This is a genomic window from Vibrio ostreicida (assembly GCF_013074385.2).
Lineage (GTDB): Bacteria > Pseudomonadota > Gammaproteobacteria > Enterobacterales > Vibrionaceae > Vibrio > Vibrio ostreicida.
On record NZ_JABEYA020000017.1, the window covers coordinates 40,078 to 53,424 of the forward strand.

General features: G+C 44.3%; 13 protein-coding genes and 2 tRNA genes. 5 read left to right on the forward strand and 10 right to left on the reverse strand.

From position 1 onward, the window contains the following. Entirely contained in the window at nucleotides 1–354 is a 354-nt protein-coding gene (locus HLM86_RS16700) for a hypothetical protein (RefSeq protein ID WP_170883384.1), read from the forward strand. Here the strand turns inward: HLM86_RS16700 and HLM86_RS16705 are convergent. Next, nucleotides 329–1,984, reverse strand: a complete 1,656-nt coding sequence (locus tag HLM86_RS16705; protein WP_170883383.1) for a HAMP domain-containing sensor histidine kinase — start codon at nucleotides 1,982–1,984, stop codon at nucleotides 329–331. The genes HLM86_RS16700 and HLM86_RS16705 overlap by 26 nt on opposite strands. Nucleotides 1,985–1,993: 9 nt before the next feature. Then, nucleotides 1,994–2,809: a phosphate/phosphite/phosphonate ABC transporter substrate-binding protein gene (locus tag HLM86_RS16710; RefSeq protein ID WP_076588116.1), complete on the reverse strand. Its 816-nt coding sequence runs from the start codon at nucleotides 2,807–2,809 to the stop codon at nucleotides 1,994–1,996. 1,132 nt (nucleotides 2,810–3,941) lie between these two features. Between HLM86_RS16710 and HLM86_RS16715 the strand changes: the two genes are divergently transcribed. Further along, entirely contained in the window at nucleotides 3,942–4,490 is a 549-nt protein-coding gene (locus HLM86_RS16715; RefSeq protein ID WP_076587774.1) for a heme NO-binding domain-containing protein, read from the forward strand. Continuing rightward, nucleotides 4,490–5,437, forward strand: coding sequence for a sensor histidine kinase (locus HLM86_RS16720; RefSeq protein WP_076587776.1), 948 nt, complete (start codon nucleotides 4,490–4,492; stop codon nucleotides 5,435–5,437). The genes HLM86_RS16715 and HLM86_RS16720 overlap by 1 nt, the downstream gene beginning before the upstream one ends. Before the next feature lie 115 nt (nucleotides 5,438–5,552). Here the strand turns inward: HLM86_RS16720 and HLM86_RS16725 are convergent. Next, nucleotides 5,553–5,629 (reverse strand) — tRNA-Val (locus tag HLM86_RS16725). Nucleotides 5,630–5,649: 20 nt separating this feature from the next. Continuing rightward, nucleotides 5,650–5,726: transfer RNA gene (locus HLM86_RS16730), tRNA-Val, on the reverse strand. Nucleotides 5,727–6,063: 337 nt separating this feature from the next. On the opposite strand from HLM86_RS16730, the gene HLM86_RS16735 reads away from it, so the two are divergent. Continuing rightward, nucleotides 6,064–6,906 (forward strand): DNA ligase, encoded by an 843-nt coding sequence (locus HLM86_RS16735; protein WP_076587778.1) that lies wholly within the window; start codon nucleotides 6,064–6,066, stop codon nucleotides 6,904–6,906. Here the strand turns inward: HLM86_RS16735 and HLM86_RS16740 are convergent. The 5 genes from HLM86_RS16740 to HLM86_RS16760 all read right to left on the reverse strand — a co-directional run bounded on the left by HLM86_RS16740 (nucleotide 6,903) and on the right by HLM86_RS16760 (nucleotide 11,695). After that, nucleotides 6,903–7,898, reverse strand: coding sequence for a DUF3080 domain-containing protein (locus HLM86_RS16740; protein ID WP_076587780.1), 996 nt, complete (start codon nucleotides 7,896–7,898; stop codon nucleotides 6,903–6,905). The genes HLM86_RS16735 and HLM86_RS16740 overlap by 4 nt on opposite strands. Before the next feature lie 93 nt (nucleotides 7,899–7,991). Beyond that, complete coding sequence (locus HLM86_RS16745) at nucleotides 7,992–9,362, reverse strand: MATE family efflux transporter (RefSeq protein ID WP_076587783.1); 1,371 nt, start codon at nucleotides 9,360–9,362, stop codon at nucleotides 7,992–7,994. A gap of 321 nt (nucleotides 9,363–9,683) precedes the next feature. Continuing rightward, the gene (locus HLM86_RS16750; protein WP_076587785.1) at nucleotides 9,684–10,406 is read right to left on the reverse strand and encodes a riboflavin synthase subunit alpha; all 723 of its coding nucleotides are present in this window, start codon (nucleotides 10,404–10,406) and stop codon (nucleotides 9,684–9,686) included. A gap of 203 nt (nucleotides 10,407–10,609) precedes the next feature. Continuing rightward, a complete protein-coding gene (locus tag HLM86_RS16755) occupies nucleotides 10,610–10,813 on the reverse strand; it encodes a CPXCG motif-containing cysteine-rich protein (protein ID WP_076587788.1) in 204 nt (67 codons plus the stop codon). A 15-nt stretch (nucleotides 10,814–10,828) separates the two neighbouring features. Further along, entirely contained in the window at nucleotides 10,829–11,695 is an 867-nt protein-coding gene (locus HLM86_RS16760) for a fructosamine kinase family protein (protein WP_076587790.1), read from the reverse strand. A 339-nt stretch (nucleotides 11,696–12,034) separates the two neighbouring features. On the opposite strand from HLM86_RS16760, the gene HLM86_RS16765 reads away from it, so the two are divergent. Further along, nucleotides 12,035–12,379 (forward strand): DUF3802 family protein, encoded by a 345-nt coding sequence (locus HLM86_RS16765; RefSeq protein ID WP_076587792.1) that lies wholly within the window; start codon nucleotides 12,035–12,037, stop codon nucleotides 12,377–12,379. Between the two features lie 172 nt (nucleotides 12,380–12,551). Here the strand turns inward: HLM86_RS16765 and HLM86_RS16770 are convergent, their stop codons facing one another. Then, the gene (locus HLM86_RS16770; RefSeq protein ID WP_170883381.1) at nucleotides 12,552–13,340 is read right to left on the reverse strand and encodes a sterol desaturase family protein; all 789 of its coding nucleotides are present in this window, start codon (nucleotides 13,338–13,340) and stop codon (nucleotides 12,552–12,554) included. Between the last annotated feature and the right edge of the window lie 7 nt (nucleotides 13,341–13,347).

Below are 13,347 nucleotides of genomic sequence, written 5' to 3' on the forward strand. Positions count from 1 at the left end.
ATGACGACGAATGAAGAGACATTTTCTGTTACCACGATCGCTGATTTAGTTGGGCAGGAAGGCGTGGAAGAAATGCTATCAGAATATTCAAAATTAGCCGTCAATTTTATTGATATGCCACGTCTTCGCATCGGTGATGACATCAGTGAACCCTTTTACCGTGCCGTTCATTCACTGAAATCGGCCAGTTATATGGTCGGGGCAGAGAAGGCGGCATTATTGTCCACCAATATCGTTGAACAATGTCAAACGATGACCTTGTGTGACAAGGAGACAGAAGTCATGGTTGAACAGCTCCACCTTCAGCTTTGCATGACGGTCGAACACATCAAGCATTATCTGCAGTCTCAATAACTTCCTTCGCCAAGATAGACGCTGGGAAGGCGAGGGTAACCACCGCTCCACCAGCATCTAGATTTTGTAACCGTATTGACCCATGATGGTGACGAGCGATGTTATAAGCAAAGGTTAGGCCTAGCCCCATGCCTTCACCAACCGGCAGCGTAGTAAAGAAGGGGTCGTAGATTCGAGTTAAATTCTCTGAGGGGACACCCACCCCATTGTCAACGACTTGAATGACTAACTTATTCTTGTCATGCAAACAACCGATGCTGATATGACCCGTTGTTTGTTCCTTTGCACGGTTACACGATTGAACGCCATTTTTAAGAAGTTCTGTAAATAACTGATGAAAATCGTCTTTGAAGATGTGAAGCGGCGGTAATTCGGACAAGGACGGTTTTAAAGCAATATTAATGTGATCTGAATTCTCGAGCCCTTTCTGACAATCATCAAGCATATCCCTGAGACAGATACGTTCCTTACTGCCTTGATCTTTATTAAGTTGCGTGGCGTAGCTTTGCAATGCTGAAACGATGTTTCTGACACGATCGACACTGGTCATGGCGTCGGTTAAGCTGTCACGAAAGTCTTCTTCGAGACAATCGACATATTGCTCTTGTTTCCATTTGACAAACTTTTCCTCGTCTTCACTGGGGACGCCATTTATGATGGCTTCACTATGCTCTATCCACGTTTGGTAGGTGTTGAGGTAATGTTGGCACATTTGCAAGTTACTGCTCACCGACCCCATCGGATTATTAATCTCATGAGCAACGCCTGCGGCCATCGTGCCGATTGACGCCATTTTTTCAGATTCCACCAATTTATCTTTGGCAGATTTGAGTCGATCATTGGTGACGGTCAGCTGTTTATTTGCTTGCAACAGCGCCGCCGTTCGTTTCTCGACACGGCTTTCAAGAGCAATGTTCGCCTCTTCAAGCTCATTTTGATAACGTTTAATTTGGTCTTCCGACGCTTTTATTTCGCTCACCATGTTGCTAAACGCTCTGGACACCGTAGCCAGTTCATCCCTTCCCTGAGTTGATATGTCGATGGTGCGATTACCCGCTGCAATCTGGTCCGCGGCATGTTTGAGTTCGCTAAGTCGTTGGGTGAGGTAAGCGCCCAACAGATAAGAAAACATAGCCACTAATGTCATTTCTCCTACGACGATCAACGTACTCCACTTTTTTGCGTCATTGAGTGTCGTGTTAAGAGCTGTCATGTCAAAGCCAAGCCATACTGACCCAAACTCTATCCCAGATTCTTCGATTGGACTTGAAATATCAAAGATGCCGTCTGAAACTTGGCTAGAGTTCGCTTCAAGGTGACTTTTGTGAAAGGTGTCGGGTATCGCCCCTTCTCCAGAAAGCAATTGTTCGCCTTGGCCCAACACGGCAACATAAGTAATGTCTTCATTCTTAATCAAGTCTTTAGTAAAGGACTCTACCGTTGCCAAATCATACGAAAGAACCGCATTTTTGACGGTAGAAGCAAACAAATTTGAGGTGGATGTTGCACGCTGATCCAAACCGTCGAAGTTCGTTGTTCTTAGATAATTGAGCGTTAACGTCAGTAGTATGGCCAGTAAAATGGCCTCAATCAGCGCAACGCCCAGAATGGTTTTTAAGCGGAGAGACATACCTTTTGTCTATTCCTGCAGTAACTTGTCCAAAAGCGTAATATTGAGCTTTCTGACATCGTCCCAGTCACTGTTCTGGGCAGGCTCAATACCTTTGAACTTAATACGAACCAATAAATCTTTGCCTTGCGGTGAGTTGTTGAGTGAGACCAGAGCATTGGCGACTTTATCGCTGACTTCTTGAGGCATGTCTGGGTGGGTGGCAAACGCATGTGGCGTGTAACCGGGCGTTCGCCAAAGCACTTTAATATCGTCCCTCACCGCGGCATTGGTGTTATTAAGGGTACGTTCGATGCCGCCGCCTGCGGGGAACAGATCTTTCGATACATTGAGATAGACGGAATCGTGGGATGAGACATATTGAGGCGTAATGTTAATGCCCATCGCTTTTAACGATGAGCGCGGTACAACACTGGCCGCGAACGCGGCGGGTGAAGGAAAGACGACCGTTTGCCCGTCGAGCTGTTTTAACTCTGTGATATCCCCGTCTTTCTTAGCAACGACGATCCCTCTTATTTTTTTGTCTTTTTGTTTTGCAAAGGCTTGATAACCAGGCTTCTGATGGAACACGGTGTAATGATAAGGATTCATGTACGCGATATCGTACTCGCCATTGAGGACACGTTGCTCGAATTCAGGAATATTTTTCGCGGTACGGAAAACAATATTGTAACCAGTTTGATCCGAAAGATGTTTCAGGATCGGTCCCCAGTTCTTGGCTAAAGTGACGGCAGACTGCTGGGGAACAATGCCAAATGTTATTTCATTGTCTTGAGCGTGAACTTGAGCGGAGATAAACAGTGCTAAAAAACACAGCTTCTTCATAGTTTTGCCTCGCATTTGATAAATCTACATAAAGTTTAGCCAATCCCTTATTTTTTACTACTTTTCTTCGCTGAATATCTACTCGTTTAGCGGCACTCTGCATTTCGTCTAACTCCACCCGATGTACGTAAACCGAGGCTCCATCGACTTAATTGGGAATCCTTTGATCATACTTAACTATCGGTACGTTTTATGCTTAATTAAAATAGTCTTATAATACAATGATATATCAAGATTATGTGCGAATCATTAAACAAGCCTCCTCTTAAAATAATGCAATGGCCGTCTCATAACTAAGACTGTTAAAAAATAATTTGACAGCATTTCGATCCTAGACCACATTTATTGATAGAAATAACAACGATAGTTGGCGCTATTTTCCGGTTAGGTTTGATGCAAAATGTAAGGTAAGTAAATCCCTTGAGAGACAGGGGCAAGGCAGGCTGAAACGCAGTGAAGGCTTAAAACTGCTGTTCAGTCATCGATGTAGGGGTGATGCCGTCAAACAAGAAGTGAAGCCATGCTTTGGCCTGTTGGATCGAGAGATGTCGGCGGCTGAAATGGGGTGAAAAAGCGGCATTCATCATTTACCTGAAGTTTGTGTTTCAAACCAGCCGGAAAATCCAAGGGAATGGGTTGGGGAAGGGATTGAGTGTTTTTTAAAGCTTTGGTTGTTTGAGCAGGTGATGTTTTTAACGAACATTTTGCCTCCTCAAGGTGAACAGTAAGCGTGCGTCGTTCGGTAAATGGATTGGAACAATAACAATGTAAAGTTGGTGAACTTGTATTCGTACAATAAGATGAAATGGCCGCTTTGCGGCCATTTTTATTTTAGCTATTCGTCGGTTAAGTAGCGCTTTTGCTCGGTTTGATACGCTGTTGCGACTAGAGTTAGCGCTATGGAAACTGCACGATGAGCCATGAGATATGGGTTTTGCTTCACCGACGATTGGCTTTACCTACTTTTTTTGCGATCGTCCTGTGTTTTCTTCCCTGAGTTGATTGAAGCTTGATGGACAACTTTTGGCATTACTGCCGTTTAAGAGCCTATAATTAAACGTAACACGCTAGCTCGGCATGATATCGGGCGTACAGTTGTGGGATAGCCACTGATTAAATTGAGGAGTGCAAGATGCAAGGAGCTGTTTTTACTGCCTTTTCTGATATGATAATTGAGAAGATGGGAATGGACACACTCGATGAATTGATTGATAAAACGGAACCAGAATCGGGGGGGATTTACACCGCAGGTGGGAATTATGCCGATAGTGAATTACTGAATATGGTGGTCGCTTTATCAGAGAAATCGAACATTCCTGCCGAAGATTTAGTCAGAGCGTTTGGCCAATATCTATTTAAGCAATTGTATGACAGTTGTCCCACAGATGTTTCTCAAATTTCCGACTTAAAAACCTTTCTTTTAGCCATTGATGGTGTGATTCACAAAGAAGTGAAACGTGTGTATCCACAAGCTTACTTGCCAAGTTTCTCTTATCAGGAATTGGGCGATGGCAGCCTAGAAATTTTCTATAACTCCGACAGAGAGCTGTGTGAGTTAGCGGAAGGTTTGATTGTTGGCGCGTCAGAATATTTTTCCCAGCCGATTACCTTATCGCACCCTGACTGCCTTCATCGTGGAGATCAACATTGTAAGATCGTGGTTGAATTCAAGGAGAGTTAATGAGCGAAGGCGGAAATTTCAAGCGCGCTTACGCTCGTGAACGCGCCGCTCGACTTGAGGCAGAAAAACTACTCGCGGACAAGACGAGAGATCTTTACGACAATGTCGTCGTGTTAGAAAAAACCTTGGAAGATCTCAAAGTGAGTCAAAAACAACTGATTCAGTCGGCTAAAATGGCCTCAATTGGTCAGCTGGCCGCGGGGGTCGCTCATGAGATAAATAATCCAGTCGGGTTTTCGATGAGTAATATCCAAACGCTTAACCGTTACCTGAACGATATTTTTGCTCTCGATGAATTTGTCATGAGAGAGGCAGAACTTCCGGAAAGTGTCAGTGCCCTGTATCGAGAGAAACGTAATCAATTCCATATTGATGACTTGAAAGAGGATACACAGGAGTTAGTGACAGAAACTTTAGGAGGTCTTGAGAGAGTCAGGAATATTGTTTCAAGTTTGAAACAGGTGACCCACGCAGGCGGGGGAGCAAAAGCGCTGTGTAATGTGAATGGTTGCATTGAGGACGCGTTGAAGGTAGTTGCTAATGAAATCAAATACAAAATGGACATTATTTCGTCACTTCATCCTCAGCTTGATGAAATCTATGCGGAAGGGCAAAACATCCAACAGATATTGATCAATCTATTTATTAACGCCTCCCACGCTTGCGAAGACAGCGGAATACTGACTGTCTCAACTCAGCCGCAGACACATAAAGGGATCGCGGGTATCTTAATCAAAGTTAAAGATAACGGTAAAGGGATGACTGATGAAGTAAAAGAAAGAATCTTTGACCCCTTTTTTACCACTAAAGACGTTGGCGAAGGGACAGGGTTGGGCTTGTCTGTAAGTCACAATCTTATCGAGAAGCACGGCGGGCAAATTAGTGTCAAAAGTAAGGTGGGTGTTGGGACTTGTTTTGCGATATATTTGCCAATAGGTCAGCCCTAAATCTAAGGTCTTCACTAAGTAGACGTGAGTGTCTTTTTGCTGTTTGTGGTGTGGTTACGTTTAATGAACAACAGGCGTAAAAAAGCCCGAATCATCTCGGGCTTTTTTACAAATTTGGTGGGTCCGGGCGAACTCGAATCGCCGACCCCCGCCATGTCAAGGCGGTACTCTAACCAACTGAGCTACGGACCCAAATTTTTGTTTTTAAGGAGTGGTGGGTCCGGGCGAACTCGAATCGCCGACCCCCGCCATGTCAAGGCGGTACTCTAACCAACTGAGCTACGGACCCATTCCTTAAGAACGGGATGGATATTACCGAGACTTTGGTAACGGTGCAAGTGTAAATTATTGGTTTTTTAACTGTTTGCTTCACAACTAATCGAATCGTTGGTTTTTTATACCAGTATGGCTGGTTTCTGATCGATGCCAAGTTGATAAGGTCTTTGTCATTTTCACGTGAGTCAGATATCTGTTACCCCTTTCATGCGCCCTCTGTAATGTATAGGTTTCATCAAGACCATTCTTATTGAACTAGCGCGCATCGTGGAGCGAGTGGGTTGTTGTTTTTGGCGATGCACTCTAAAACCTTTTACTTACCGATAAGGAGAGATAGAAAGGAAGAAAAAATGCGTTTTCATCTGACGGTTATTGCTATTGGTGTAATGATCTCACTGAATGGTCAGGCTGAGCAAAATCCTGAACAATTTGTGCCATTGGTTCAGGCGAAGATTTATCAGCCGGGGATGAACATTGCTGACTATTGGCAAAGTGAAAAACTCGATGGGATTAGAGCGTTTTGGGATGGCCACGAACTCAGGACGCGTACTGGAAAAAAAATAGCCGCTCCTCCTTGGTTTACGAGACCTTTGCCCCAGTTACCGCTTGATGGCGAACTATGGGCAGGACGTGGCAATTTCCATCTCGTCCAACGGACGGTGTTGGATATAACGCCGTCTCAATCCGCTTGGCAGGGTATTTATTTCATGTTGTTTGACATGCCAGACGGGATCAATCGCTACCCTCAACGTTATAGTAACCTTGTTAATTTGGTGAAACGTCTTGGTGTCAATCATATCCAATACGTTGAACAGACTCCGATTGAATCACGACCTGCCTTGTTAAAGACGCTTGACAGTCTTGCTAGCAAGGGTGGAGAAGGCTTGATGTTGAGGCGAATTGATCGACTTTATCAGACAGGCAGAAGTGGTGCTTTACTCAAATTGAAGCAGCATCAGGATGCGGAAGGATTGGTGGTCGGTTACAAAATGGGAAAAGGGAAATACGGTGGAAAAATGGGTTCCCTGCTGGTAAGACTAGAATCAGGAAAGCAATTTTACATTGGTAGTGGTTTTACTGATCAACAAAGAGATAGCCCGCCTAAAGTGGGTACAATGGTGACATTTCGCTATAACGGCTACACCCAAAATGGGATTCCCAAGTTCGCACGTTTTATGCGAGAAATACCTTAGCTCGGTGAAACGCCACAACGTTTAAAAAGTCGTTGCCAGTATTGGACGTGGGCGAGGGTTTCACTTCTAAAGGCCTGATGAAGTGGTTTGATAGGGTATTGGTAATTAGGGTGCGTTGAATCTGTGAACGCGAGATAGGGCTCCAGATCCAAAAACATGCTGTCGACTTGGGCAAGGTAGGGTTGAATCCGGCCTATATAGTATTCATTAAAAACATTGCGCAGGTAGCGAAACTTGGTGGTATCTCGCCCTTGGCCACAAATAATGGCCGTATCATGATTCTCAAGTTGTTGAGTGATGACATTGAGCCAGTTGGTTGCGTTGAGCATTGAGTAACTCAATTTACCAAGCATTGGGTTTTTGTGGAGTGTTTCTTGATATCTGTTCAGCTGGCGATGCTCAAGTGACTCAATGGATCCCAGACTGGCTTTGAACCCAGCATCAATTTCTTGAATGGCTAAGAATATGGCCGAGCGGGAAGGGCCCTCAGATGTTGTGATCCATTCAAAGCCTTCGAGTTGTTGACGCATGGCATCGCTGGTAAACACCATATTTGAAAAGTGAGAGGGTAAGTGCAAGAATTTTTGCTCCTCTATGGCTGTTAATTCAGTTTTAAGCGATTGAGACAGTTCAGGGTTAAGGAGACACTTTTCCAAACCCAAGCTTAACTCTATCTGGTAATCAAAATTGCGAAAAGCATCCTGTACTTTCCCCAGAATTGAGTTTTTTTCTGCAACCAAATGAAAAAGATGACATTTTCTGAGCTCGTAGCTCTCCAGCAAGCCAATGCTGACGGTGGGAATAGTAATGAAAAGATCGCGCTTCGATGGCAGCAGAATCCCGATCATGTCGGGTGGGCTGAGCGCAGATGTATCTTGAACATTGGCCACGCGTGAAAGATAGGTGTCAAAGTTGGATTCAATTTCACTTTGGCGCCATTCGCAACCAGTAAGGATCAGGATCAAAACAAAAAATAGGGGGCGACGTACCATGACACCATGCCTCCTTGCTAAATGCGTGGCGATACACTTGATTAGTTTACGTTCTATTGGCCAAAAGAGGTCAGTACGTTATTTGTCGTACCATTATTTTTCGGCAAATAGCAACAGTGTTTCTTTCGGCTGCTTGTATATCCAGACCAATCTGGAGCCAAGCATCAACGCGGCGGAGGAGAGGCCAACGATATAGCCAATCCAGAAGCCTTTTGCCCCCATGGGTTCTACCAGCCAATCAGTCATAGCCAGAATATAACCGGTAGGGAAACCCAATAGCCAGTAGGCGACTAAAGTGCGGTTAAAAATGGCCTTCATATCTTTATAACCGCGCAATGCGCCCGCCGCCACGACTTGAATGGCATCCGTGACCTGATAAATAGCGGCAAACACGAGTAACTGCATGGCTAATTCTACGACGGCTCTATTTTGAGTGTAGAGCAGTGCTATGTGTTCTCTTAACATAAAGGTCGAGAAAGCCGTGATGAGCGATAAGATGACAGCGAACAATAAGGCGACCTTTGAGGCAATTTCTGCTTTCTGGGTATTTTTTTCTCCAAGACGCTGCCCAACCCGGATGCTAGTCGCGACACTGATACTCATTGGTAGCATAAATATCATGGACGAAAAATTCATGGCGACCTGATGGGCTGCAACAACCAATGGCCCAAAAGGCGCAACTAACAGCGCGACCACGGCAAACAAGGTCACTTCAAAGAACATCGCAGCAGCGGCAGGAAATCCAAGTCCGAATAATCGGATCAGTGGCGCCACTTTAGGTTTATGAAATCGTTCAAACAAGTTGATGTGACTTAGGCGCTTTGATGTCGTGACGTAGGCTAGAAGCATTAAGAACATAAGCCAGTATACGATTGCCGTTGCAACGCCGCATCCGACTCCGCCTAAGGCGGGCGCTCCAAATTTGCCAAAAACAAAAATCCAGTTAAGGGGAATATTTAACAGTAGACCAATGAACCCAATGATCATGGCAGGTTTGGTCAATGATAAACCATCGGTTAAGCTTCTTAATACTTGAAACAGTAAGAAAGCGGGCACAGCGAACATGACAGCGTTCATGTATCCCATGGTTTTTTGAGCCATCAGTGGCTCCACTTCCATTAAACCAAGAATCGTTTTTGTTTGAAGCAAAACAACAATGGTAGGCACTGTAATAATCAGTGCCAAAGCGGCGCCTTGATGGATTTCAAAAGGAATTTTAACTTGTCGGCCCGATCCATTGAGCTGCGCAACAATAGGCACCAAGGCCATCAGTAGCCCGATGCCAAATAAGATCGCTGGCAGCCAGATACTGGCGGCAATGGAAACAGAAGCCATGTCGGTCGCACTGACATCTCCGGCCATTATAGTATCGACGACGCCCATACCTGTCTGTGCGATGGAAGCAATAAAGACAGGGGTTGCGAGTGAGATTAATTTTTTTGATTCGCTTTTGTATTGGTACACGTCGTTACTCTACTGTCTATATTTGCTTTGGAAGGGGCTGACTAACTATTTGCGTGGATATCGTCGGCTCTGGCAAGATTGTGCTAGATGATAAATAAATATCACACTAACTGCCATGAAAAACGAAAGGCACGTTGAATCTTTACAGAAATCAGGCAATCAATGGAGCAACGCATTGAGAAGAAAGAATTTTTTCAAGCGTTTTAGTGTTAGACTTACGCCCTGAATAAAAATCTGCAATTCAATCCTCTCAAGCTGTTGAATCTCTGCAACTTTGGCAAAGACCGCATCGAGGGTGCTACCCAGCGGGTACCAAAAATATTACTTATTGTTCGGCTCGGAGAGTGCTTGTTGCGCGGCTTGACCTATGGAGTCAATATCGGCATGATTTTTTGCTAAAAACTGCTCAAATAATGGCATTAAGGCCCCCATTTTTTCGTCAATGGCATCGCGCACGGTGTCAACAATGACTTGAGTACCACGCTCTATTTCAACATTGATATTCGAACCGGTTTGTTTATGTTCAAACGTCGTCATTCTGCGTGTTTCTGGAATCAGCCAGACATCAAACCAACCTTCGTTTTTGTCAACGTCCGATACCGTCAAACTTGCACCATTTAAAGCAATGTATCCCTTCGGAAAGATGTATTTTGCCCACTCGCGCGGTGCTGAGACACGCACACGGTAGTTATCATCGATTTGTTGCACGTCTAACACTGATGTTTTGAAATCAACGTGTCCTGACAGTGGGTGCCCACCGATTTCTGCCCCGTCTTTTGCCGCGCGTTCCACGTTAACTCTTTGGTTCTGTTTGTATTCACTCAGAGTGGTGATCTCCAGGCTTTTGAGCATGACATCAAACTTCACTTGTGTTGGAGTTAAAATCTCAGTCACTGTCAGGCAAACACCATCAACGGCAACACTCGCTCCAATTTCTAAGCCCTCGCAGAAACCAGATTCGAACTGAAGGTTAAAAGTTCTAATGCCCTTGTGATCACTTATTGATGAGATAAGTGAGACAGACTGAATAATACCCGTGAACATGGTTGCTTCTCCTAATGTACCAATGTGATAGCGTGATGTTGAGTATTCTGAACCAGTTGAAATGTAATTGATAGAGTGAGCTTTCTATTATTCAATAAACAGGTTGGCATCAGTGCAGCACGATATACGGAATCTGATCGTTGAGACGGTTAGACCAAAGGGCAGAAAATCAATGGATTGTCGTTGTTGAGTATGCTCTTAAGTTAGAACAATTGTTCATCATCAGCGTCAATATACAATTGAATCTCGTCATGCTGTTCATTGACGATCATGTTAAGGTGAATGGCGTTGCAGCATGCCGAACAATCGTTGTAGAAGCTCTGGCTGCCATTTGAGGCATCAAGCGTAAACGAATTAAATACGCCACAGTATGGGCACATGATTTTCTTTTCGATAAAGGTCTGCATGATTTAGCCCCACACTTAATAAGAAAGTATGTTGTTGATCATACGTTCACATTGATCAAGATAGTGGCCACCAAATTGATTGTAATGATTGAGAAGGTGGTAAAGATTGTAGATATCCTTGCGTTCACTATAAGCAAATTCTAAGGGTAGAATGCTTTCATAGCCCTGATAAAACTCGGGCTGGAAACCGTCAAATAACTCTGTCATTGCGATGTCACACTCTCGATCGCCCCAATAACATGCAGGGTCATAACAGACCGGGCCAAATACGGAATTGGCAACGTTACCATACCAAAGGTCGCCATGGAGTAATGAGGGTCTAGGTTGGTGGTGTGCAAGGCGGTCCTGAATGAGTCTGGTAAAGTCACCGATATCGACCAAGGTTACCCCTTTTTCTTTCATTAGCTGAAGTTGCCATCCAATACGCTGTTCAGAAAAGAAGCGCCCCCACTTTTTATTCCATCGGTTAGGTTGTAGCGTTGAGCCGATGTAATTATCTTGATCGAAACCATACTCTTTTTGTTCGCCCCACTGATGAAGTTGGGCCAGTTGTTGGCCAAAAGAGTAACTATTCCGGTCGTCATCAAGCGGTTTGATTGGCAAGTAGTTCAAAATAATAAAGGAATGTTCCTTACTTTTCCCAGAGACCACGTGCTCGGGCAAAAAGAGGGTCGAACTTTCTCGAAGTGTGCGTATATTTTCGGCCTCTATCTCGAACTTGGGGAAGAAATCTTTATCATTAATTTTAACAAAATAGCGTTGCTCTCCATCACTGATCATATAGCAATCACTGATATCTCCACCATGCACGCGGTCTTTTTCAGCAATATTAAAAGTGAACATCAGTGCCTCTGAAAGCTGCTGACTAATGGCTTGCCACATAATTGTGTCCGTTATTCGGGTCGAGTATTGACAGTGTAGAAGAACGTGTTCACTCATACTGCAAAAAATTCAAGCGTTTACCTTGAACCTGTGTTGATCTGATTAATTTGTGAGCTTTGTCATGTCTGTATCGAGTTTTGAAATCGATTATTGGCTTGAGATACTATAAAGTTTGAACTTGGTTCAAGGCTATAGTGCCAAAGTTAAGTTACACTTGGGATCTGCGATATAACTAATTTCAGTTTTTGTCCGCATGGAACCCACCTTGAGTTGTGAAAACTCATTGATCTGTCTTAGTATTAGATTGTGGCTTGAAAATATAATAAATGGAGAACGACAGTGGTTGTTGAAACCGATGGCTACCTTGCACTCATTGAGCACCTTGCTTTTAATCTAGATGTTTTTTCTGCTGAAGATGGCGATACAGGGGAAGAAAGTGTAGAAGATGTGGTTACCGATATGGTAGCGAGTAATATCATGGCCATTTTTGAGCAAAATCCAGAATTGCATTCGACTGTTCGCTTCCAACTCCTCAAAGAAGCAGACTCGGTGGTAGAAGACTTAAGTGAAGTCTTGGCTGGAGCGTGGGCGAGAGAGGCAACCAATGAGCAGATTACTTTCCTTGACGAGTACATCGCATTAGTTAAAAACTTATTTGACTCTGCGGTGGCTAAGTACGATTAAATAGCGTTTCCAATCGGTGAGGCGAAATTCTCAAGGAAATTAGAACCTGAGTCTCCTCTATAGAACAGAGCATTAGCGGGTCGTTGTTACGGGCCATCGTAACAGATGATGTACGCTCTGAAATTGCAGGCCATCATGGTGTAGAAGGGCAACGGCATCATTTGTTATAGCCTTAGTGATTCCGGAAGGGCTGGGTCAGCATCTTGTCTAACCGCTGTTCACTGACTTTTCGGAACAGCGGCAAGCCAATTTTTACCTTATCATGGCCAAGTTCTGGTTGTGCGATGTAGGTGCCAAACCTGCGGTCCCATACTGAGAGACAAAAACCGAAATTTGAATGCGTTTCTCTCGCGATAACAGAATGATGCACTCGGTGCATGTCTGGCGTCACCATAATGGTGCGTATAGCAGCATCGAGTTTGAGTGGGAGCTTGGCGTTGCTATGATTGAACATCGCGCTGACATTGAGCACGACTTCAAACACAATGACCGCCATCGGCGGTACTCCGAGTATGACGACAACGGTAATTTTTACCCACACAGAGATTAGAATTTCCAAAGGATGAAACCGGCTCCCTGTCGTGATATCAATATCCTGATCGGCGTGGTGCATTCGATGGAGGCGCCAAAGTATGGGAAATTTATGGAATATTAAATGCTGAAGGTAGACCGCTAAATCCAGCAGAACCACGCAAAAGGCGAGGGTGAAGACAAAGGGGAGGTCGAGTAAATAAAACAATCCCCACTGATTTTGGCTCGCAATGAGAGCGGCTTCGAAGGCCAAAATGGGCATTAAGAGAGTTAAACACACGGAATTGAAGGCGACTAATCCCAGATTATTGAACCAGCGATATGACTTACTTTGAGTTAATCGTTTTCTTGGTGACCGCCACTCCCAAAGCCCGCAAAGTATCAGAGCACAAAGAAAAAAACTCAGACGAATCAAATCCGGATCGTACATATTGATT